We start from the raw sequence: 22526 nt of genomic DNA on the forward strand, positions 1-22526 counted from the left end.
GGTATTTCAGAAAGATGTTAAATTTTTTACCAGGCCCCATCTTATTTGCATTGAGTTCACTGTTGCTGGTGATAAATACCGTACTGTGGAGCAGTTTGATCTGTGTTGGTGGCTTAGTAAAACTATTGGTGCCTATTGCTGGATTTCGACGAATAATAACCATCATCATGAACCGCTTTATGTGGGGCTGGGCGACCTGCAATGGCGGTATTCTCTATCTTATCGCCAAGATAGAATGGGATATTGAGGGCCTAGAGGGGCTTAAGAAAGATGGTTGGTATTTACTGATTAGCAACCATCTTAGCGGGTTCGACATCGCTGCGCTCACGTATGTCCTGCGCAATAACATCCCAATGTTAAAGTTCTTCTTAAAAAAGGAGCTACTTTGGGTGCCTTTCATGGGGTTAGGTTGTTGGTCGCTTGATATGCCATTTATGAACCGTACTAGCGCTAAGCAGTTGCGTAAGAATCCTAAACTGAAAGGAAAAGATTTAGCAACGACTCGTCGTTCGTGCGAGAAGTTCAAAACCATGCCTACATCTATTATCAACTACGTCGAAGGCAGCCGTTTTACCAAAGAGAAACATGCCCGTCAGCGTTCTCCATACCGCTATCTCCTTCGCCCTAAAGCCGGTGGTATCGCGTTTACTATTTCAGCAATGGGCGAACAGTTTACCAGCTTACTCAATGTGACTTTAGTGTATCCAGATTCTGCAGATGACACACTAACTGAAGTGATGCACGGAAAAATAAAACGCATTGTGGTGCGCATTGAGACCATGCCAGTACCTGAAGTCGATGATGCTAAATACTTTAGTGACGCTGATTGTCGCGCACAATTTCAACGCTGGCTTAATGGCGTGTGGCAACAAAAAGATGAACAGATCCATCAAATTTTGCTCAAGTACAACTCTAAGCAACTCTCTGGTTCAAAACAAGAATCGGACGCAATAGAGTCTCACTAATCTTTGCCTCTTAGAGGCCAGCCACACAAAGTCGCCTCAGGGCGACTTTTTTATTATCGCACAAAAAATTGTCAACAATAAAGCCGTAAACAAGCTATACAACCCACCTTGAACTCGACAATAAAAATCATCCACAACCAAAAAACAACAACTTAAATCACCAACCAAAGCCATTGCGACTTATGTCTAACAGTTAGATTGTTGACAATAGACATGTGTCGCTCTAATTTTACCAGTGCACACAAAACCGAGAGCAGAATCATTTGAACCTGTCCAAGCATCAAACAAGTCACCCGACAAAATCTGGTGCAACCTTGGCTGATAAGGCCTTGCTTGCAATACAAACCAGTATTATTAAGGGCGAGTTAGCTGCAGGCAGTAAAATCAATGAGCAAGCATTAGCTGAGCAATATGGAATGAGTCGCGGGCCGACAAGAGAAGCACTGCTCACCCTAGAGCGACGACGCCTCATTGTCAGAACACCCCATATTGGCGCGCGGGTTGCAGAATTAACAATCGAGGAGCTTAACGATTTATATCGACTGCGCAGCGTATTAGAAGGCATGGCCTGTGAGCTTGCGGCACAACATATCAATCAAGAGGAACTCGCACAGTTAGAGGCACTGCTCGTCAAACAAGAGCAGGCATTAGCGGCTGGGGATACCTTCTTTCAAAAAGAGGGCGATGTGGATTTTCACTATCGAATCATTCAGGCCAGTAGGAGTAAACACCTTCAAGAAACCTTGATTGGTGGTCTTTATCACCTACTGAGAATGTATCGTTATCAATGCACCAACATCAACCGGCCGACCAAGGCCTTGGCTGACCATCGGCGCATTGTCGAAGCGATTGCCCAGCGAGATGGTGAGTTAGCCAGTTTATTAATGCGACGCCATATTGAGCAGGGCAGAAAGAATACAGAGAAACGCTTAGCGACATTACAGCAAAGCCAATAGAAAAATGATTATCCAAATTTTAATGAGTGCACGAGTCATACAAATGTCATTCAATAGATGCGTGATTTATTGATGCCGTTGGTATACCGAGCCCTCGACACAGGGTTCATGGTTATCGAGTGTTGAACTGGTAGCCATTGACATGAGACAGCCTCGCCCCACCCTTCCGGCGAGGCTTTTTCTCATTTTAAAACCCCATCCCACGGCCAATAAAAAAGGCGCCATCAGCGCCTTTTAAGTGAGTAAAATAGCATTTTAACCAGATACTTACTGGATTAACCCACGATACGCTCAACGTGTTGAATCCAACCTTTAGGGCCTTCACGCTTGCCCTTTTGAATGTCGGTTAACACTTGATAAATTCGGCGAGTATGCTCACCCACTTCACCATTACCGACCGTCACAACACGGTTGTCTTCAAAGATATAAGAGCCCACAGGCGAGACAACGGCAGCGGTGCCAAATCCACCCGCTTCGATGATTTCACCTGACTCGATATCACGAATAAACTGATCCAACATCACTGTTTCTTGGCGCACTTCACAGCCCAGCACCTCACCCAAATCCAAAATAGATTGCGAGGTGATTGACTTCAAAATGGTGTCGGTAAATTTAGGAATAATAATGGTGCCATCTTTGAGCACATGGAAATGGTTCATTGCACCCACTTCCTCAATCTGTTTGTTGTTAGCGTCAAGGTAGAGCACTTGCGCTGCACCATACTCTGCTGCTGCCTTACCGGCTTTCAACGATGCCGCGTAGTTACCAGCGGCTTTAGAGGCCCCCGTACCACCGGACACCGCACGGTGAAAGCGTTCAGTGATCAGCAAGCGAATCGCCTTATCAAAACCATCTGCGTAATACGCGCCGCTTGGGCTCAACATCACGCAAAAAGTATATTGCTGGCTTGGGCTGACAGATAGACGGTCCTCTGTGGCAAAGATAAAGGGACGAATATAAAGACACGCGCCCTCTTGCATTGGAAACCACAAACGGTCAACGTCAATTAAGGCATTAATGCCTTCAAGCTGCATCGCTTCTGGAAGCGCTGGAATACAAATAATGTCCGCGCTGCGGTTTAAACGCTCGGCATTTTTGTCTAAACGAAAAGTATATATTTCACCATCTTCATGCATAAAGGCTTTGGCACCTTCAAACACTGACTGCCCATAGTGCAGCGCTATCGCGCCAGGGGCGACCTCAAAAGGTCCATATGGGACAATTCTCGGATCACGCCACTCCCCATCGCGATAATCCATCAAAAACATATGATCAGTTCTTAAATTACCGAATCCAACATTGGTTTCAGGCTGAAACTGCTCAGTACGGCGCTCAGACGCAGGTTTTAAATTATAGTTTATGTGCATTGCATACCACCTTGATTACTGAATAAGCAGACTATGGATGCACCGCTATAAAGTCAAGCACAATGGGGGCTGTCATCAAAGTCTTCATCAAGAAAGGAGTACAGATTTTGAAACAGTTAAACGAAAAGTATGATGAGAAGGTTTGCACCACACACTGATTCAGGCCAACCTATGTTAATGACCTTATCAGTGAATAGTTTTATAGCAAAAAATGAGGCAAGATTAGCCTCGGCAATCATGACGTTTACCGGTCGTTAAGCAGGTTTCATAGGTTCGAACCTTACCTTCCCCTCTATCGAGAAACTCGCTGATCCTCACCACCATATCGCACATCATCTCCTGGGTGATCGGTGTTTTCCACGCATAGCGGTTCATTAAACGACTAATGTGGCGAAAACCAGTCTCATCATCGGGAGTAAAATAACACTCATCCATCAACCGGCTTTCGTAAGAGGATGTCGCCCCCGCTAAGAAGAAATACAGTGACTGTACCAACTCCTTAATGTCCATCTCAGTTGCAACTAATTCACCTTGGGCAACCGCCTGTTCGATAGGCGCTCGAATACAACTCCAAAACAGATTTACGCGATGACGTAATATTTCAATTTTTTCTGAACTCGCCAATTGCCAGAACATGCTATTTATCGACGGCAACATCGCGTTTCAGGATAGCTGGACTGGCGGCGGTAGTGTCGCTGAGTCAGCCAAGCGAACCCAATTTAGCGCCGCTGAAAGTCGCTTTAATATGGGGATAAAACATGGTGATGTGACTGGATTTGTGGAAATCGATTTTGCAGGTTCATCGCAAGGCAATGGTGTATTTTCTAACTCTTATAGCCCTCGCCTTAGGCATGCCTATATCGAATATCAGGGTATTACCGCCGGACAAACCTGGTCAACTATGGTCAACAGCAGCGCCTTTGCCGAAACCGCTGATTTAGGTGGCCCACTCGTTGGTCAAGCCATGGTGCGCCAAGCGCTGGTAAAATTGACCCAAGGGAATTGGCAACTCGCACTAGAGAACCCTTACACCTACGGCACTCAACCTGAAACAACCACCAAAGATAAACAGTGGATCGATACAAACAACGACTATGTTCCCGATGCGATTATTCGCTATAACAAACACGGCGATTGGGGCAACGTCTCACTGTCGAGTCTGTTTCGGTATTTAGATCCGGCCAATACAGCACAGTTTGGCGCAGGAGTCTCTCTCGCCGCCAACCTAAACACTTTCGGCCGTGATGATATTAAATTGCAATTGCATTACGGCAATCTTGGTCGCTATGTAGGTACCGATGCGGCACGTGACATCATCAATGGTGAATTAGAAACAACCACTGCCGCAATGTTTGCTTATCGTCACTTCTGGACCGAGCGCACGCGTTCAAGCTTATTCTATGGCCGCACCAAGACAGATGTCGAAGCCACAGATCGCTCTCATATTGGCTTAAATGTGTTTACTAATTTATCCCCAGCATTAGTGCTGGGATTTGAGGTTGGTCGTTATCAAATCAATGACGCGAACAGCTCATATCATCAGACCGTCCCCGCACAAGGGGCCTCTAACTACGCCCAACTCAGTATGCAATTTCATCTGTAATCAACTTAGATAGGTAAGATTATTCGCGAGCTGAGTCACGAATAATTTTGCTGTTAAAAATGCAGCGTGATCCAATTCAACTTTACAACAAACTAATCACTTTATTGTTAGTTCAAGCACCAATTTACAAGCAAAATACCGCAGCTTTGCTGCACTAATAAAAATAGGATAGGAATGATGAAACTTAAAATGATCTTCGGTATTGCAGCACTTGCATCAACCGCTGCAGTAGCCCAAGGGCCACAATGTAACCACGCTCAACTTCCATACCAACAGATGACACCAGTGCCATATGACAGCACGCCATACTCACCGCAAGACACTATGCCAGCGCAGTGCAGTAACCCAGAAGTTGAAGCCTATATTGCCGCATGGGAAGCGGGTAAAATTGACTTCAATACCATTCAAGCCAACGCCAGCATTGCGATGGATCAACGCTTCTGTAAGACCTTAGATGATGACGGTAACATATTGGAAGTTAAAGACTGTGATCGCACTCAATCGCCTGTCGGCTATATCTGGAAAGAGCTGTCAGACAGCCCTGTCGTGATAGGTATCACCGATGGCGGCAAGTCAGATCACGCGCCACATTTCCATGGTCAACCAGAGTGCTACTACGTGGTAAATGGTGAAGGTCAAACACTAGCTGATAATCAATTTAAAAAGCTGGGCACTGGGCAATACTTCTACATCCCGGGGGCGACCATTCACAATACCCCTATCATGTCTGAAAAAGGCTTAGGTGTGATGTACTGGTATCCAAACAATGCCCATTTCGATGGCTTTAAATACTACTGGCGTAAAGACGTTAAAAACCTTCGCGTTGCCGAAGAAGCCTTTGACCGGGTGGATGAGATCCGTAAGCGCGATCTAAACTTAGGCCCATACGGCACCAACGAAGCTTTCTTTAAAAAATAGCCGTCAAAAAAGTAAGTGGGTGATTAGGGTTAATTGGCCCTTATCACCCTATGCTCTTCTCCCCATTAAGACTTAATCGCCCGTCAGAGACTTAAAGCTTGGCTCATCACCCACCTGCGCAAAGCTAAAGGTGTCATCGGCTATATACCGCTTCAAGGTAATGTCTAACATCAAGGTCTGGTCAGCACACAGCCATTGCGATACCTGGTCTGGCTGACAGTGAAATTCGACACTCTTATAGTAGCTAAAGCCACTATCAGGTCTTGCCGAGACCTTGAATCCTAGTTTTCCTGCTTTGAGTCTATTTAACTTATTGGCATCTAAGTAGAGTGTAATGGTGTTGCCATTGACACTGTTACGCTGCTTGTCCAAGACAAGTCCACTAGGCAAGTTACCCGCATGATAGTCATCGCCACACAAGAGGAAAAAGTCAAAATCGGTCACCCTGTGGCCTAAGTCATCACACACCCTTACCACCACCATGCAATAACGTCCCATACCTTTGCGCTGACTGCTATCAACAAACTGCTTACGAACGTCATGGTAATCATAGGTAGAATCGACTGAAAGGCTCGCAAGTATTCGCTGCACCACAGGTTTATTGTGGGCATTTCGCCGTGTAATGGCATTGAGGATCCCCATTTTTTTATTACTATGGCTCGCTTTAGGGATCACATCGAACACGTATTGGCTAAGTGATGATTTTTGCTCCGTTAGCTGCAGTAGCTGAGCGCACTGACCGTCGAAACTCATACATGTTTGCACCGTTTGCTGCGCCAATGCTAAATAGTTAAAGTTTAAGTTTGCTGCCGCCACTCTCACCACACCATCGCTCCCCACTTCACCGGTATAGCTATTCATATAGTCATACAGTGCTTTGTCGATAGTCTCTCCAGTAAATACAAACGGATAAATCCCCTTTTCAAGGCAGTTCCAATCAAGCCATTCACGATTTAGAGAGTGCTGACCATCGCTGCCAAGTTCTAGCCAATCTAGCACCTTTTGACCAGGCTCAACCCCATCAAACCATGATTTAAGACGGCTAATACGTGATTTACCCAATTGTGCTAAGGATGAACCATGGTTAGCAGGAGCCAGCATGATCATATGCTTTAACGGCGTATCCTCAAGATGATTTCCGTAAAACCGAGATAACCATGCCCTTATCACTGGGCCACCAGTTGAGTGGGTGATCACCGAAAATTCACAACCGTCGAGCTCTCGTTGACGAGCAGACTCAAATGCTATCGCAATATCATCCAGCGTGACCGCATCGTTAAAACTGATGTAACGCCCGAGATAAATATGCGTGATCTCAATGGCTAATGAAGAGCCTGCCAAACTGGCCAGTGCTTGGGGCAATTCACCGTAAGTTTGCGTGCTGGTGACACTCCATCCATGTATAAAAACAAGTTTCATTATTCATCCCTAAACAAAAGTGGTGATCCTCGTTATACCACACTGACTGCAGAACCTTCGATATCATGGTGCAAGTACCTTAGACAGTAATACAAAAATCATATCTTTCACCTCACTGATATATCATTCAGTTATCGTTCAGCTTATTTACTCTACTATGCCCTCAACGAAAACGAACACAGTCCATTTTACAGAGAGAGCATATTATGAAAACCAAGACATTAGCACTAGCAGCAGTAATGACAGTCGCCCTTTCAGCCCCAACCATGGCTGCAGACTGGTTCATCGGTGGCGGTGTTGGCGCACAGCAAAACACCTACAAAGGGTCTGTCACTCAAAATGTGGACCCAGGATTTAACGCCGATAACTTCAAAGAGACAGAAAATAACGTTCTTTATGAACTACGCGCTGGTGCATACCTCAATGACAACAACCGTGTATATGGTACTTACTCTTATAACTCAGACGATGCAACCAGACAGCAAAGCCTATTAGTGTCGTACGATTACTTAGTCGGCCTCGACGCAAACAATAAGTTCAACTGGTTCATCGGTGCTACAGCAGGTATGAATCATGTCAGCCCTGATGCGGCAGAATACAGCTCAAAGAACCGTTTCGTCTGGGGTGGTCAAACAGGCTTAATGTATAATATTAACGATAACGTGAGCACTGAGATTGGTTACCGTTACTTAAAACAAGACTTCGAAGCGTCAGGGTCTTATGGTGAACCTACGCCAATGGGAACTGGTTTTACAGAACAGGCTTCACTGAACGACAGCCAACAGCTTTACCTATCTGTTGATTACCGCTTCTAATCGGTCATCACCCCAAAGCCCCTTTATTGGGGCTTTTTGCTCTGCTTAATGAATGTTATTGGGCACCAGCCAATCACCGACAGCTTGAATGGCTTGCCCTTCTTGTTCAATCCAAGCCACCCAAGCCAAGCGCTCTGCATTGGTCATTAAGTCAGATGGTAATGTGATTTTACCCACAAACTCACCTTTAGACTGCTCGTTAGCATCAAAGGTTTGATGGCTCAATACCGTGAAGTCGTGTGCCAAACGTTTATGCCGATTTTCGCCACGCTTAATGTCCGTGGTTATCCCAGCCCCCACCAACGCCAAATGCAAACGTGCAACCTCAGATGAGTCTGATATCGATGTAAAAGTTGCACGCAACTGTTTACCCAATATATTCACATCGAGTACGCCGACAGATCGTGGTTTTAGCGTCAACACCTCACCTAACACTCTATCAAACCAACCTCTCCACTCTACCCCATTAATCACAAATTGAGGCGTATACACTTGTTTAATATGCTTTTTCTTAAGATGGTCATACTGACGCTGACTGAATGCCCTTTGCCCATAGGGATCTTTCCAGCCAATATAATCCCAATAGGTGACGTGGAATGCGAGCGGAAAGTAGTCACGCCAAAGCCCAGGCTCATATGAAAATGCTGACAACCAGGTCTCAGCTGGAGGACAACTGCTACATCCTTGAGAGGTATATAACTCTATGATCACAGGTTGTCTGACCTCACTACGCTTAGCAAAATCATCCAGTGTTTGCCCAGCAAAAGCGTTGGCGGTAAACATTAAGCCGACCAAGGCTGAAAATATTTGACTGATTGGCATCTGGCGCTCCTACGATTTGTTATAGTAAGACCCGTTCTGGTTGGCTTTGCATTCATCCATTACTGCAAAAATTGTTGGAGCAACCACTGCAAACGTACTAAACGATGACATGCCATACTGACAACCATCTCGAATTAGCCTACATCCAAGTTATTAGCAATAGCGCTGAGTGATGGCTCAAACACTCTGGCAATACTCGTGGCACTGAAACGTTACCCTAGTAAACCAGAGTGCTTGCTGTGAAACTGTGGGGCACCAATAGCGCAGATTAAAAGTGAGCAGACTTCCCCTTCACTGTTACCGATGTAGATGCTGGATTTAGCCGTGTTGAGATAAACAACCTCAGCGAATGAGCACTGTTTGACAAGCATTCAAATAACCCAACAACCCGCAGCCGATGGAGCTAAATAAAGGGATTAGCACCAAAGACTGAGAGCAAAAAGGTGGGTTATTTACTACTGATGACAAATAAAACAAATTTAATCTGTTAATCGACGTTTTTTTATTCAATTAGCACAAATTAGCTATCCACTCTATTCACGGCACTGATAGAATCAAACACCCATCCAGAAACTATTAGGACTCCCGATGAGCCTTGAACTACTGTCCAAGCTGGAGACAAAAATCCAAGCTGCACTCGAAACCATTGAGCTACTAAAAATGGAGCTTGAAGAAGAGAAGCAGAAGAACAACAATCTGAGTGAGCAGAACCAACAATTAAGCCAAGACCTTAACTCGTGGAACGAGAAAGTCACTGGACTTGTTGGCCTGCTGAATGATGAAGTAAGCGAATAATCTCGCGGATTGAATGCGAAGACCTAAGCCGTCTTCGCTTCGTTATGCTGCAATTCAATCATCTGATTTAGCTCGACAATCGCCTGCTTTACCTGAGGCAAACTTTGCCGCGGCAATAAAAACCTTCCCTTATCGAACTCTAAACGACCTAGATCTTTCACCCAAACCACGCCTGATACAAAAATTCTGGCATGCTTGACGATGAGCTTGGGTGCATACACGGGAAAAATTCTCATATGACCTCCAAAAACCCTACTTTTTATTATTGTTAGTTTGGACACACTTTTTACCATGTTAGTTGCATCGCTTTTATTGTTTTTTTGTAAAAAAGTGCAACTGAGCCCATAACTTTTAAAAAACTATTTGTCTATCAGACTAATAGCTAACCACCAACAAAAAAATGTCACTTGCCAATTTTTTGACACACTGGTAGATTAGCAAAGTTACTCAGGGTAAATAGAGCTATATGGCTCAATGACCGTATTTCCAAAGCGACCGGGAATGCGGTTTTTTTTTGCTTGATGTCATACCCACAGCATAAAAACCCTGACCATTTAGGAGCATTCAAAGTATGGTAAGCCTCTAAACCCGCTGGCACATTGAGTAACTGAAGCTGAAGATAATCCTTACTCTGACCTGCCATCCTAAGTCGTAAATCCATTTCGTCATATGTCGCAAAAATTCAATCTAGCGGGTATATTCCGCCCGATAAGTTAAACCATTAAAAAAGGAGCCTATGGCTCCTTTTTTATTCAACGACTATCCAGATCAATAACTCGCATACTGATGAGCTCTAAATCGTATTACTTTAGCTTAGTAAGGTAATCAGTCAGTTGTGTTAACTCATCAAAAGATTTTAGTGAGCCCATTTCAACGCGGTACTTACCATTAACCACGATTGCTGGAACCCCCGACAACTTAGCATTTTCGGTAGCTCGTTTCATTTGTGCCATTTGCGCACTCACCATAAACGAGTTTGCCGCCGCATCGAAATCTTTGCCTTCAACACCGTTCGCAATAAACACCTGACGGATATCATCACGACTAACGAAGCGTTGCTTCTTATCGTGAATAGCTGAAAACAGTGCATGCTCAATTTTATCTTCAACTTTAAGCTGATGCGCAACCGCAAATGCACGTGACATTTCGGTACCCATTTCACGACCGATAAACTCTACGTGGTTTTGCTTAAACACAACACCTTCTGGCAGGTTCGCTTTAATTTGCGGCACTTGAGCCTTAGCAAAGTTGTAGCAATGAGGACAGTAAAAAGAGAAGAACTCTGCAATTTCAGGCTTAGCTGTGCCTGGGCCTTCACTCACTACCGTGTAGTTAACACCCTCTTTGAAGTCCACAGCCATGGCGGCCATAGGCGCCATCAATAATGCAAACGCGACCAATAAAGCTTTTTTCATAATGATTCCTTGTCGGTGTTAATACACCATTTCTATAAGAATTTTGACCATAACATAATGTGCTTTGGAGTCTACCTCAAGCGCATTAGTTCATTTTTGTGTTACAAAATAAGCACTCGGTGGCACTAATACTGCGGTAATAGACTCAGCGGCGGCTCATCGAGCTTAGCTAACTGCTCTTTAAATCCTAATATTTGCTGCTCCCAATACTTCTCTTCGGCGTACCAAGGAAAATTCATTGGAAAAGCGGGATCTTCCCAGCGACGGCTCAACCACGCATTGTAATGAATCATCCGCATGGCGCGTAGCGGTTCAATCAACTTAAGCTGACGCGCATCGAATTGACAAAACTCTTCATAACTCTCGAGTAACACCTCAAGCTGGAGTCGCTGAGCAGAGGCATCGCCGGCCAACATCATCCATAAGTCTTGCACAGCGGGGCCCATTTTTGCGTCATCAAGGTCGACAAAACCTGGGCCATCCGGGGTCCATAGAATGTTGCTTGGGTGTAGGTCGCCGTGCAAGCGGATCAGCGGTGTATCAACGGCTTGCCATAGCTGTTTCGACTTGGCTAGCACCTGTTCAACAATGGTGAAGTAAGCGGTCTCTAAACCCGGCGGCACGTGGCCAGACGCCTTTAACCACTGCAATGATTCGTCACCCAACAGCTGTACAGAGAGGGTTTCTCGATATTGAAACGGTTTACACTTGGCATATTGGTGAATACGTCCAATAAAACGGCCAACCTCTTCAAGCTGATCCAAGTTGTCTACCTCAAAGGCTCTGCCACCCATCGATGGAAACAGTGCAAAACGGTATCCTTGATAGTGATGTAACGAGCGGCCATCAATAATCTCTGGCGTCGCGATGGGAATCTCTTGTTCGGCAAGCTCAGCAGAAAAGTCATGCTCCTCTTGTATCTGTGCATCACTCCAACGCTCTGGTCGATAAAATTTCACCACGTAACGCTGCTGTCTATCACTACGAAATTGATAAACCCGATTCTCATAACTGTTGAGCGCCAACAAACCTGTTTCAGGATAGATACCTAAAGACTCGATGGCATCGAGGATCAAGTCAGGCGTTAACGCTTGATAGTGAAAAGCTGAACTGTGCATCATGTCACTCATAATGCTTTACTCAATCGTGATTGGCTCAACAATGTCTCTAGATACTCAAGCACCTCGACATCCTCGCTGCGCTCTACCGATAGCCAACAGCTATCACCATAAAACTCATAATTGAGCTGCAGCAAAGTGCCTTCAAACTCTAACAACCACTGATGTCTATCAGCCCCCCAATGACGCTCAATGATTCGACAGTCGAGTGATAGAACCAAGGGCTCAGCAAACAACTCAAAGCGGTCGAAATCTATCGTGTCACGAATGCTAAGGCTTTTCGATGCCGCATCTAGTAAGCACTTCATAAGACAGTCGTCTGTTCGAATCGCTCACATTGCACATCGCCTGCGCCATTGTCAGTGCATTGGTATCCACATTGATACGCCCCAACACCTGACTGACTCAGCTTTACCATACCTGCCCCTTTAGCAATACATTGCTCGGCTTTCTCGTAGTAACCGGCAATATATGGCGCTAACGCGCCCTCGGAAACCTGTGCTTGATCGGGGTAATAAAACAGTGTCCATTGCGGCGACTGAGTGCACGCCGTTAACCCAACTAAGATAACCCCGAGTAATAAAGTACGCATAACACCTCCAAAAATGGGTTGCCAATCTATGTGTATCAACACACTATTTTGTGTCTAAACGGACATCTGACTCATCCATGGTAAATGGGCATAAATGTTCCAGACATAACGCCCATTTATTTCCATCCATGGTAAATGGGCATAAATGTTCCAGACATAAAAAAGGCGAAACTCGGTTCGCCTTTTTTCACGACTAATATCGCTATTCTACACTAGGGTCTATGTAATTACTGCTGCGCTTTCGCCTTGGCTTTCTCAATACGCGTCATACGCCCTTCAAAGCCTGTCACGGTTCCATCACTCAAGCCATAACCTATCGCAGTCTGGCAAACACCCAGCGCGCCATCAAAATCACCGCAATCATTGAGTAAGGTAGCAAGCTGCATAAAGCCTGCTCCCTTCTCACTCTCCTTAGTCGAAAGGGCGGCAAACAAAGATTGATAATAGGGCGCAAGTGCAGCGCCATACTCACGATATTCACTCTGTTTACGCTGTTTGTAACACTCGGCAACCGCTATCAGTAACGCCTGGTGCTTAGCTTCTGCTGTTGGCTCGCTGCGATACTCAGCCAATGCTTTGGCTAGTTTGTCATTGGCCCATGACTCATCAGTCACGGCTACCATTTTAAATGCTGGCTCTGGCTCTGGCTCTGGCTCTGGCTCTGGCTCTGGCTCTGGCTCTGGCTCTGGCTCTGGCTCTGGCTCTGGCTCTGGCTCTGGCTCTGCAGCAGCTTTTACCGCCGCCTCTTCAACCACAACTTCAGCAACGGTATCGGCAGTTTCAAAGGTGATCCCCTCATCAACAGGCGTAGACACCTCCTCTTTCACCGCCTCGCTCTCGCTAGCTGCTACATCAACAGTGGCATCCGACACAATCTTTTCGGCCGGTTGTTCGGCTTCTTGCTGCTCTTCTTGTGCAAGTCGCTGCGCGCGTCGGTAAAGGTATATCCCTACTGCTACGAGTAAAATAATGCCTAGAAATTTCATTATCATCCACCGTTGATTTATCTCACCCATTTTAGGTTCGATTTTGTATGTGTTGTGTGTACAGATAGTAACCGATATTAATAATCGATTCTCTTGCTATAAATCAATTATTTATACCTCTTTTTCGATCGGGTATCAAAAAATAGCCGTTTTATGTACTTTTTTGCCACTGTTTATGCCCCGTTATCATCAAACCAGCCAATTCTGAACGTTCGCTTCTCAGTAATAATTAAAGCACTATTTTGTGCGCATCTTCATAAAACCATCATCCCTTTTTGTGTTCACTCAATCACAGCGTTACTATAATTTAAAACCTAGTTAACTAGTCAGGTACTCTATGGCGTCAGATCTGCTAAGCGGTAAACTGCTGCGGGAATTCAAAACAATTTCAGCCATGGTGCATATCTATTGTAAGGCTCACTGCGACGCAAAAGGTGATATCGCCCAGTGCCAAGCCTGCAGCGATTTTTTAGACTATGCCCACAAAAGGTTAGATCGCTGCCCCTACGGACAGCAAAAGCCAACCTGTAATAAATGCCCAGTACATTGCTACAAGCCAGAGTTAAAGGCCAAAGCGAGAGAGATCATGGTGTTCGCAGGGCCTAGAATGTTATTGCCCCACCCCATCATGGCAATTCAACACCTCTTATCTGAACGCGCCCCTGTGCCGGGCAAACCACCCGCAGCAAGTTCAAACCGTCATGCCAGACTAGGTAAACAGAAGTAGCATCGTCACTACACGTCATCGGCGGCCGAAAAATAACACAATCTTCTTGCGCCACAACCACGATTGCGTCAACAATGACCCCATATGGATATGACCTACAACGACTTCTTATATGAAGGGTATTGGTGGCTCTCTTTACTTGGTGCAATGCATTGCATCGGGTTGGGGATCTATATCCGCTATATCTATCGTGACCGCAATAACAATCACAAACTATTGGGCGCAATATTTAGCTTACTGGCACTCTACTTTTTAACTGGGCTTATCGCCAAACACAACACCCCCATTCCCTTGCAACTTGTGTTTATATTGATTATTCCGGCCTACTTTTTACTTATGCCGATGTTATACCTCTACTGTTACCGCAGTCTGCATAACATCAAGCGCAATATCAGCCTGTCGCGGCATTTTTATCCTGCACTAGCCTTCGCCCTGCTCAATACTTTAGTGTTTCTGTTTAACGCTGATTTCCACCTTAAAGTCGCCAGTGTACCGCAAGAGTTTATGAGCCATGTCACCCTATTAGGCTCTATCCAACCAGCATTATTAAGCCTTCAAACGATTATCTACTTCGTGCTGATTCTGCGACTGTTAAAGCAATTTAAAGGCAAGGCGCGGCGCATCCATCAGGACAACCTCAAGGATATTAAGTTTCGTTGGTTACTGGCGCTAACCTTAGCCATGATGAGTAACTGGCTGGTGCGAACAGTGTTAGTGCTGTTACCTTTTTACTTTGGCGATACGGTAAGTGTTACCGCACAGGCCGCTACACGCTTATTTCTGTTGCTCACTATCTATCTACTAGCACTATATGGGTTAAAGCAGATCACCACGGCGGCATTTATTCGAGGTAAATTAACCTCCCCGACACGCACCAATGTGTCACAAAAATCCAGCGTTCAACTCCTCGATAGTGAAGAGCTCAACTACCTACAACAAATCCACCAAAGCGATAAAAAAAACGAACAGATTTAAGCCCGTCGATTTTTGCGGTAATGTAGCGGGTGTTTTAAACAAAATAAAAACTAAGCTTATCAACAACAGAAGGGATCAAGATGGGAAGGGTAAACAAACTCACCGTGCTTGCGGTGATCTCCACTGGGCTGCTTGGCATGAGCAGCAACACGTTCGCAATGCAGCGAACTCATACCATCACCAACGACGACTTTTTCGGCATTGGCAACATGGGGAATGTACAACTAAGCCCCAATGGTAAGCAAGCGATTTGGTTAGAGTCACGCTGGGACAAAGAGTTAGATAAAGCGCAAAAAGATCTCTGGTTAGTCGACACCAAGTCTCGTAACACCAAACGACTGACCTTCACCAACGAGAGCGAGTCGAGCCCACAGTGGAGCCCAGATGGGGAGTATGTCTACTACTTAGGCAAACAAACTCAAGAAGACAAAAAAGCCCCTTATAACGGAAAATCGCAAGTGTTTAGGCTCACCACGGCCAGCGGTGAAAGTGTGCCGATGACCAAAGAGGTCGAAGGGGTTAATGCGTTCCAACTCAGTCAAGATGGTAAGGCCTTATACTTTCTAGGCAATAAAACCACCACAGACAAGGATATCTGGGCGAGTATGCGTACAACGCATTCAACACCTAAATATGGCCATGGTAAAGTCACCACTAATCCGCTGTATAAATTAGACTTAGCGCACTATCAGCAAAGCTTGATTCTCGATGACAACAAAGTGGTATGGGAATTTAGCGTCAATGATGATGCCAGTAAAATTGCCCGTATTACGACCACAGACAACGAACTGGTTAACTTAGAAGGTTGGTCAGATATAGAGGTGTTTGACACCAAAACCGCTAGCAACAAAGTTCTGTCAGATAGCGCTTGGCGCGACAACGCTCCCTCACCTTATGGCTGGTTGCTCGGGCTTGATTGGCGCGACAACAACCAACAGTTAGCATTTAGAATCGATTTCGACGGCCACCCAGGTAAGTTGTTTGTAGCAACACCTAAAAACGACAACGTCATAGAAGTGGCACGCAGTGGTGATATTACCCTTAACTCGGGTGATATCAAATGGCGCCCTAACAGCAATGAGATTTGCTATCGCGGTGCCGATCATGCTCGCGTGAAGCTATTCTGCAGCGAAATAGATGATAACAAGCAAGGTGATACCCGTACCGTTGTTCAGGGAGACCTAGTCATAGGTAGCTACAGTTTTAGCCAAGACGGTAAAAAGCTGGCCTTTAGCCACAACAGCTTAGAGCACTTTGGTGATCTATTTATTGCCGATGCCGTCAGTAAAAAAGCCAAATATAAGCGCATCACCAATATTAACCCACAGGTTGATAGCTGGATATTACCGCAGATTTCAATCGCCAAATGGACCGCGCCAGACGGAACACAAGTGGAAGGTATTCTCGACCTACCGGCTGGCTATAAAAAAGGCGATGGCCCACTACCATTAATTGTCCAAATTCACGGTGGCCCGACGTCGGCGACACCTTATGCGTTACAGCACCGTTCTTATGGTCGCTCAACCTTTACCGCAAACGGCTGGGCACTGCTATCGCCTAACTATCGTGGTTCGACCGGCTATGGCGACAAATTCCTTACCGACTTAGTGGGTAAAGAACACGACATTGAAGTAGCCGACATTATGGCGGGTGTCGATCACCTTATCGAACAAGGCATTGTCGATGGCGACAAGATGGCGGTAATGGGTTGGAGTAACGGTGGGTATCTTACCAACGCAATAATCAGCACCACCAATCGCTTTAAAGCGGCCAGCTCTGGCGCTGGCGTATTTGATCAACGTCTGCAGTGGATGCTTGAAGATACTCCAGGCCATGTCGTCAACTTTATGGAGGGCCTACCTTGGGAAAAACCAGAGGCGTACACCCACGGTTCGTCATTGACCCATGCCGACAAAATTAAGACACCTACCCTTATCCACATTGGCGAGAACGATCAGCGCGTTCCCGTGGGCCATGCTCAAGGGCTTTATCGCGCTTTAAAGCATTATCTTAATGTACCTGTTGAGCTAGTGGTTTATCCCAACGAGGGTCACGGTTTAAGCAAGTATCAACATAGAGCAGCCAAGATGGACTGGGATAAAAAGTGGTTTGAACACTATGTGCTAGGTAAAGCCGCCGAGTAACTGAACCTCAGCTGACATAGAATGAAAAAAGCACCTTTTTAGGTGCTTTTTTATGCAATATTCATTCAACTTCTCTATTGCTAGGCGTATGCTAAGTAATGCTACTGAATGAAATGGAGAGCCTCATGAAAACCTTCTTATCTAAATTTACCACCAGCTGTTGTGTGTTAGTTGGATTACTATTTTGCCAAACCACTCTGGCCGCCGACAGCTATAGCGAAACCATAGCAAATTTCCAAAAAGCCCCCGACACACAAAAATTCTTTAATAGCGCTTATGGCTACGCCATCTTCCCAACAGTAGGTAAAGGCGGTATCGGCATTGGCGCCGCATACGGTAAAGGCCGGGTTTATAAAGGTGGCGTCCATACCGGCGACACCAGTTTGTCGCAGCTCTCTATTGGTTTTCAATTAGGCGGCCAAGCCTACAGCGAAATCATCTTCTTTAAAAATGCCAAAGCCTATGAAGAGTTCACCAGTGGTAGCTTTGAGTTTGGTGCTACTGCATCAGCAGTGGCCATTAACGTTGGCGCTAATGCCCAAGTCGGTACAACAGGTAACTCTGCCGGTGCAGGCCAATCAGGAAGCAATAAAGCCGCTAGTGCCGCCTATATTAACGGCATGGCAATTTTTACCGCCGCCAAAGGCGGTTTAATGTATGAAGCGGCGCTTGCAGGGCAGTCATTCACGTTTGACCCAAAATAACTCCCATCTCGCAGGGAGCCAGATGGCTTCCTGCCTTCTATTTTAACGTCGTCCTAATTCAGCCAATACGTCATCGAAAGCGGGGCAGATTAGCGTTCACCTTCAGACTTTGAATTACTTGCAGCAATGTCTTGATCACTGGAGGTGAATGAACTCCCCTTTCTTGCAGTCTAATGCTAACCAATTAGCATATAAATGGAGTCACTGTATCGTTGAGCTTCATTACCCTGAGCGCAACGAGCCTAGGATAATAAGCGCTAACATGATGAATCCTAAGGTAATGGGTAATGACTGGTAAACTGGCCAAGTTTTTCTGCCAAAAACTCAATGGTGCGACGGATTTTATGGCTAGGGTAGTCGGTTTGTAGGTACACCAATTGCAATGGAATTGGCAGTGCCATTTTATCGGCTAATATAAGGGTTAGCCTGCCTTGAGTCACATCCTGTGCGACGTCTAGCCAGCTCTTGTAGGCAATCCCTCTGCCGTCCAATGCCCAATCACGGATCACTGCACCATCGTTACAAAAATGCCTGCCCTTGACCTCAATATCAACTGGCGCACCATCATGATTAAATTTCCATTTTTGCCATGGCTCCCCCCCCCGATTTAAGATGAGCACTGCATGCTGGCTAAGCTCATTTAACGAACTTGGGGTGCCATGCTGCGTCAGATATTCAGGGGAAGCAACTAATACCCGAGGCGTCATGGCCAGCTGCCGCCTTTTAAGGCTTGAGTCGTCAAGCTGCCCATAGCGTAATGCCAAATGGATATTGTGATCGATTAAGTCGGTCATGTGATCGCCAAAATAGAGCTGCACAGTTAATTCAGGGGCACTGTCCATCAACTCATCAAGCCAGGTTCGAATAAGGTTACGGCCGATATCGGACGGCAGAGCGAGACGCACTTCGCCCTTAAGCTCTCCCCTGTGTTCGGCTAAATTGGCGCTAGCAGTGTTGAGCAACGCCAATGCAGGTTTAGCTGAATCGAGAAAAATCCGCCCCTCTTCTGTGAGTTGTAAACGCCGCGTTGAGCGGGCAAATAACTGACAGCCTAGTTTTTTCTCTAACCTTTGCAGCGCCGCACTCGCTGCGGCCGGAGTCATACCAATCTCTTTGCCAGCCGCCGACAGGCTCTCTAATGCTGCGATACGCAGCGCCAATTGCAGATCATTTAGATGATACATATCAAATTATTTTTGAAAATGATTTAAATAATAGCCCTATTATCAACATGGGTTAACTAATACACAATAGCACTATTGATATTTCATCTTAATTTCTGGTTCGGAGTATGTAATGAATCTCTTCAAGTCTTACCAATTGGCGTCACTAGCCTTAAATAATCGCATCGTAATGGCCCCTATGACTCGGGCTCGCACTACCCAACCAGGCAACATACCTAATGAATTAATGGCGCAATATTATGCTCAGCGCGCCTCCGCAGGCTTAATCATCACCGAAGCGACGCAGATATCCGATGACAGTCAGGGTTATTCATTTACGCCCGGCATCTATACTGCGGCACAAATAGCAGGGTGGAAAACGGTCACCCATGCAGTGCATCAAGCTGGTGGAAAAATCTTCAATCAAGTTTGGCATGTTGGCCGCGTGTCACACCCTATTTTCCAGCAAGGTAATGCCCCAATTGCGCCTTCGGCTATTGCTCCCGTTGACACTCAAGTGTGGATTGTCGATGAAGCACATCCTGATGGACACATGGTAGATTGCCCAGTACCTAGAGCGATGCAGCAAACCGATATGGACCGCGTGGTTGCCGATTTTGTTAATGCTGGGGTCAATGCGGTAGAAGCTGGATTTGATGGTATCGAAATCCACGGTGGTAATGGCTATCTGATTGACCAGTTTCTACGCACCAACTCTAATCACAGAACGGATGCCTACGGTGGTTCGGTAGAAAACCGTATCCGTTTATTACTTGAAATAGTTCAAGCCGTAAGTGCAAAAATTGGCGCCCATAAAATAGGCATTCGCCTCGCGCCTTATGTGACCTTTAAAGATATGGCGTGCCCCGAAATTGTAAACGCCATTTTGTTAGCGGCCAAGCATCTATCAGCATTAGGGGTTGCATACTTGCACCTTTCAGAGGCCGATTGGGATGACGCCCCGCAGATACCTGAGTCCTTTAGGATAGCGCTTAGAAACGTATTTAAGGGCACCATTATCGTTGCGGGTCGCTACGATGTGCCTCGCGCCAACGACGTTATTGACAAGGGTTATGCAGACTTGGTCGCCTTTGGTCGTCCCTTTATCGCTAATCCTGATTTACCTGACCGTTTGATGCATCAATTACCTTTATCGGCATTTGATAAAGGTCCTTTGTTTGGCGGCAGTGCTGCAGGTTATACCGACTATCCAGCCTATAGCGAGGCGTTAGCGCCTCTTAATTCTGCTGATAACGACGAAGTAGCGTAGAAAGAAGCGATCGATACGGCTTATACCTGTCTCCGTTAATGGTTTGCCGACGCAATAGGCACCGAAATAGCCAGTGTTAAGTTGGCAAACCAGAGGGTAAAAACATGAATATAATCGGGTTGGATCACTTTACTATCAGAACCTCACGTCTCGATGACACGCGCACATTTTTTCAAGTTGTCCTTGGCTTACAAATAGGTTGGCGTCCGCCGTTTGGTTTTGCTGGGCATTGGCTCTATGCCGCGGACAAGCCCATTCTGCATTTAGTCGAAGCTGGCACTGTGGCACTAGACACCTATTTAGGTGGCAGCACAAACGGCTATGGCTCTGGGCGCATTGATCATCTCTCTTTTCGCGGCAGTGACTTACACCAAATGCAGCAGCACCTGTCTCAACTCGAAATCATGTTTCAAGAACGAATCGTACCTGAGATTGGGGAGCATCAGTTATTTCTACAAGATCCCAATGGCATCACTGTGGAAGTGATTTTCCCCCTCACACAGCGCAACGCCTCAGCTGGGGCAGCGACAACAGATTCAACGCTTTAGGCATAAAGCTGACAATCTATAACGAAGGAGCGCTCCTTCAACCAACAACGAAACAGAGGCCAACGTTGGATCAATTGGCCACTGACTCACTATTTAATTAAGGCGTGATAGCAATGAATTCAATGAATGAGAGAAGTACAGGCCTAAGTAACGAAAGCACACAGGATAAGCAAGTCATTCGCATGGGGGTCACGGATTTAAGTTTCCACCGAGTCACCGCAGCTGTAGTCGCCCATGTGATAAGAATAATGGGCAAAGAGGTGCAACCAAGCTATGCACTGCATGAGGCTAACTTTAATCAGCTAGGGGACGGCAAAGTTGATATGATCTGTTCCGCCTGGCTACCCCATAGCCATGGAATGTATCGACAACATGTTGAAGAGCAGATCTCCACTCGACAACTCGGCCTCCACTATGAAGCCTATGCATTGTGGGGGGTGCCAGATTACGTGCCAGTGGAACTAGTCGCTAGCATTGAAGACTTACTAAAACCTGAAGTTCAACAACGTATGCGGCCGATCATCCAAGGAATTGGTGAAGGCGCGGGTATCACCCGCTTTTCCAAAGACATCATGACGCAATACGGTTTAACCGCGGCAGGTTATCAATTTAGAACGGGAACGCAAGCCGATTGTGTCGCCGCTTTTGAAGCTGCCACTGCCGTCAATGATTGGGTGGTTGTCCCGCTTTGGCACCCGCAATTTTTACATCACCAATACCCTATACGTGATCTCCAAGACCCAAAAGGGTTGCTGGGAGGTAAAGACAACGCTGTGTTGCTGGCTAATGAGCAAACATTGACGCTTAATTTTTCGCCAACACAGATTCAAGTGCTTGATAACATCGTACTGTCGAATCAGATTGTTGCTGAACTTGATTATGCCGCTAATCGACAAGGATTAAGTGAAGATGAGGCAGCGGCAAACTGGTTAATGGCTAACCCTCAACATTTGGCTGCTTGGCTAGCGCCATTGCTTAACCCCTCATAAGCTAGAAACACTATGATTAACTTTGTGCAAGCCCTTAGGCTTTTGTTCAAAATCTAACGAAAATTCTTGTCTGGCACTAACCAATTAGCACACAAATAGATAAACTGTAGCGCAGGGAAGCGCCAATGTTAAGTGTGTCGTGTTTGGCCAAGGTGATATGGGTATCGTGTGTTTATCACCTTAATTATTATCGATCGCGTGTCCGGCGAGGAATGTACAGATAGTTCTGCTGCAA

General features: G+C 45.9%; 24 protein-coding genes. 13 read left to right on the forward strand and 11 right to left on the reverse strand.

Annotated elements, in window-relative coordinates:
• Nucleotides 1-14 precede the first annotated feature (14 nt).
• Nucleotides 15-965, forward strand: a complete 951-nt coding sequence (gene yihG / locus BEL05_RS05865) for a 1-acylglycerol-3-phosphate O-acyltransferase, YihG family (RefSeq protein ID WP_028763593.1) — start codon at nt 15-17, stop codon at nt 963-965.
• Between the two features lie 263 nt (nt 966-1228).
• Complete coding sequence (locus tag BEL05_RS05870) at nt 1229-1921, forward strand: GntR family transcriptional regulator (protein ID WP_051413056.1); 693 nt, start codon at nt 1229-1231, stop codon at nt 1919-1921.
• Between the two features lie 275 nt (nt 1922-2196).
• Here BEL05_RS05870 and BEL05_RS05875 read toward each other — a convergent pair whose 3' ends face one another.
• Complete coding sequence (locus BEL05_RS05875) at nt 2197-3288, reverse strand: branched-chain amino acid aminotransferase (RefSeq protein WP_069670589.1); 1092 nt, start codon at nt 3286-3288, stop codon at nt 2197-2199.
• A gap of 222 nt (nt 3289-3510) precedes the next feature.
• A complete protein-coding gene (locus tag BEL05_RS05880) occupies nt 3511-3924 on the reverse strand; it encodes a hypothetical protein (RefSeq protein WP_083250310.1) in 414 nt (137 codons plus the stop codon).
• On the opposite strand from BEL05_RS05880, the gene BEL05_RS05885 reads away from it, so the two are divergent.
• Both BEL05_RS05885 and BEL05_RS05890 read left to right on the forward strand, forming a co-directional pair.
• The gene (locus tag BEL05_RS05885; RefSeq protein ID WP_245686949.1) at nt 3923-4891 is read left to right on the forward strand and encodes a DcaP family trimeric outer membrane transporter; all 969 of its coding nucleotides are present in this window, start codon (nt 3923-3925) and stop codon (nt 4889-4891) included. The two genes, BEL05_RS05880 and BEL05_RS05885, sit on opposite strands and share 2 nt — an antisense overlap.
• Before the next feature lie 174 nt (nt 4892-5065).
• The gene (locus tag BEL05_RS05890; protein ID WP_069670590.1) at nt 5066-5809 is read left to right on the forward strand and encodes a cupin domain-containing protein; all 744 of its coding nucleotides are present in this window, start codon (nt 5066-5068) and stop codon (nt 5807-5809) included.
• A 72-nt stretch (nt 5810-5881) separates the two neighbouring features.
• Here BEL05_RS05890 and BEL05_RS05895 read toward each other — a convergent pair whose 3' ends face one another.
• Nucleotides 5882-7228: an esterase/lipase family protein gene (locus BEL05_RS05895; RefSeq protein ID WP_069670591.1), complete on the reverse strand. Its 1347-nt coding sequence runs from the start codon at nt 7226-7228 to the stop codon at nt 5882-5884.
• Between the two features lie 206 nt (nt 7229-7434).
• Here BEL05_RS05895 and BEL05_RS05900 point away from each other — a divergent pair, with 206 nt between their 5' ends.
• Nucleotides 7435-8043: an outer membrane beta-barrel protein gene (locus tag BEL05_RS05900; protein WP_069670592.1), complete on the forward strand. Its 609-nt coding sequence runs from the start codon at nt 7435-7437 to the stop codon at nt 8041-8043.
• Nucleotides 8044-8088: 45 nt separating this feature from the next.
• Here BEL05_RS05900 and BEL05_RS05905 read toward each other — a convergent pair whose 3' ends face one another.
• Nucleotides 8089-8865 carry a DUF1223 domain-containing protein gene (locus BEL05_RS05905; RefSeq protein ID WP_069670593.1) on the reverse strand — a complete coding sequence of 259 codons (777 nt, stop codon included), beginning with the start codon at nt 8863-8865 and terminating at the stop codon, nt 8089-8091.
• A gap of 588 nt (nt 8866-9453) precedes the next feature.
• On the opposite strand from BEL05_RS05905, the gene BEL05_RS05910 reads away from it, so the two are divergent.
• Complete coding sequence (locus BEL05_RS05910) at nt 9454-9660, forward strand: cell division protein ZapB (protein ID WP_028763613.1); 207 nt, start codon at nt 9454-9456, stop codon at nt 9658-9660.
• 23 nt (nt 9661-9683) lie between these two features.
• On the opposite strand, the gene BEL05_RS05915 is transcribed toward BEL05_RS05910, so the two are convergent.
• The 6 genes from BEL05_RS05915 to BEL05_RS21020 all read right to left on the reverse strand — a co-directional run bounded on the left by BEL05_RS05915 (nt 9684) and on the right by BEL05_RS21020 (nt 13771).
• Nucleotides 9684-9896, reverse strand: a complete 213-nt coding sequence (locus BEL05_RS05915; RefSeq protein ID WP_028763614.1) for a DUF1107 domain-containing protein — start codon at nt 9894-9896, stop codon at nt 9684-9686.
• Nucleotides 9897-10463: 567 nt separating this feature from the next.
• Nucleotides 10464-11075 carry a thiol:disulfide interchange protein DsbA/DsbL gene (locus tag BEL05_RS05925; protein ID WP_028763615.1) on the reverse strand — a complete coding sequence of 204 codons (612 nt, stop codon included), beginning with the start codon at nt 11073-11075 and terminating at the stop codon, nt 10464-10466.
• A gap of 125 nt (nt 11076-11200) precedes the next feature.
• Entirely contained in the window at nt 11201-12193 is a 993-nt protein-coding gene (locus BEL05_RS05930) for a serine/threonine protein kinase (RefSeq protein ID WP_175427323.1), read from the reverse strand.
• 8 nt (nt 12194-12201) lie between these two features.
• A complete protein-coding gene (locus tag BEL05_RS05935; protein WP_028763617.1) occupies nt 12202-12501 on the reverse strand; it encodes a DUF3630 family protein in 300 nt (99 codons plus the stop codon).
• Nucleotides 12498-12785, reverse strand: a complete 288-nt coding sequence (locus BEL05_RS05940; RefSeq protein WP_028763618.1) for a hypothetical protein — start codon at nt 12783-12785, stop codon at nt 12498-12500. The genes BEL05_RS05935 and BEL05_RS05940 overlap by 4 nt, the downstream gene beginning before the upstream one ends.
• Nucleotides 12786-13012: 227 nt before the next feature.
• Complete coding sequence (locus BEL05_RS21020; protein ID WP_069670596.1) at nt 13013-13771, reverse strand: hypothetical protein; 759 nt, start codon at nt 13769-13771, stop codon at nt 13013-13015.
• Nucleotides 13772-14108: 337 nt separating this feature from the next.
• Here BEL05_RS21020 and BEL05_RS05950 point away from each other — a divergent pair, with 337 nt between their 5' ends.
• From BEL05_RS05950 to BEL05_RS05965, 4 genes are all read left to right on the forward strand, one after another.
• Entirely contained in the window at nt 14109-14498 is a 390-nt protein-coding gene (locus tag BEL05_RS05950) for a nitrous oxide-stimulated promoter family protein (RefSeq protein WP_028763620.1), read from the forward strand.
• Between the two features lie 84 nt (nt 14499-14582).
• Nucleotides 14583-15473 carry a hypothetical protein gene (locus BEL05_RS05955; RefSeq protein WP_028763621.1) on the forward strand — a complete coding sequence of 297 codons (891 nt, stop codon included), beginning with the start codon at nt 14583-14585 and terminating at the stop codon, nt 15471-15473.
• Nucleotides 15474-15553: 80 nt separating this feature from the next.
• Entirely contained in the window at nt 15554-17617 is a 2064-nt protein-coding gene (locus BEL05_RS05960) for a S9 family peptidase (RefSeq protein WP_028763622.1), read from the forward strand.
• 125 nt (nt 17618-17742) lie between these two features.
• Nucleotides 17743-18321: a lipid-binding SYLF domain-containing protein gene (locus BEL05_RS05965; protein WP_028763623.1), complete on the forward strand. Its 579-nt coding sequence runs from the start codon at nt 17743-17745 to the stop codon at nt 18319-18321.
• A 272-nt stretch (nt 18322-18593) separates the two neighbouring features.
• Here the strand turns inward: BEL05_RS05965 and BEL05_RS05970 are convergent, their stop codons facing one another.
• Entirely contained in the window at nt 18594-19505 is a 912-nt protein-coding gene (locus BEL05_RS05970) for a LysR family transcriptional regulator (protein WP_069670597.1), read from the reverse strand.
• 112 nt (nt 19506-19617) lie between these two features.
• Between BEL05_RS05970 and BEL05_RS05975 the strand changes: the two genes are divergently transcribed.
• The 3 genes from BEL05_RS05975 to BEL05_RS05985 all read left to right on the forward strand — a co-directional run bounded on the left by BEL05_RS05975 (nt 19618) and on the right by BEL05_RS05985 (nt 22291).
• The gene (locus tag BEL05_RS05975) at nt 19618-20754 is read left to right on the forward strand and encodes an alkene reductase (protein WP_069670598.1); all 1137 of its coding nucleotides are present in this window, start codon (nt 19618-19620) and stop codon (nt 20752-20754) included.
• Nucleotides 20755-20858: 104 nt separating this feature from the next.
• Nucleotides 20859-21302: a VOC family protein gene (locus BEL05_RS05980; RefSeq protein WP_028763626.1), complete on the forward strand. Its 444-nt coding sequence runs from the start codon at nt 20859-20861 to the stop codon at nt 21300-21302.
• A 113-nt stretch (nt 21303-21415) separates the two neighbouring features.
• Entirely contained in the window at nt 21416-22291 is an 876-nt protein-coding gene (locus BEL05_RS05985) for a glycine betaine ABC transporter substrate-binding protein (protein WP_083250311.1), read from the forward strand.
• The last annotated feature ends 235 nt before the right edge of the window (nt 22292-22526 follow it).

The sequence above is a fragment of the Shewanella colwelliana genome (genome assembly GCF_001735525.1).
In the GTDB taxonomy this organism is placed as follows: Bacteria; Pseudomonadota; Gammaproteobacteria; order Enterobacterales; family Shewanellaceae; genus Shewanella; species Shewanella colwelliana.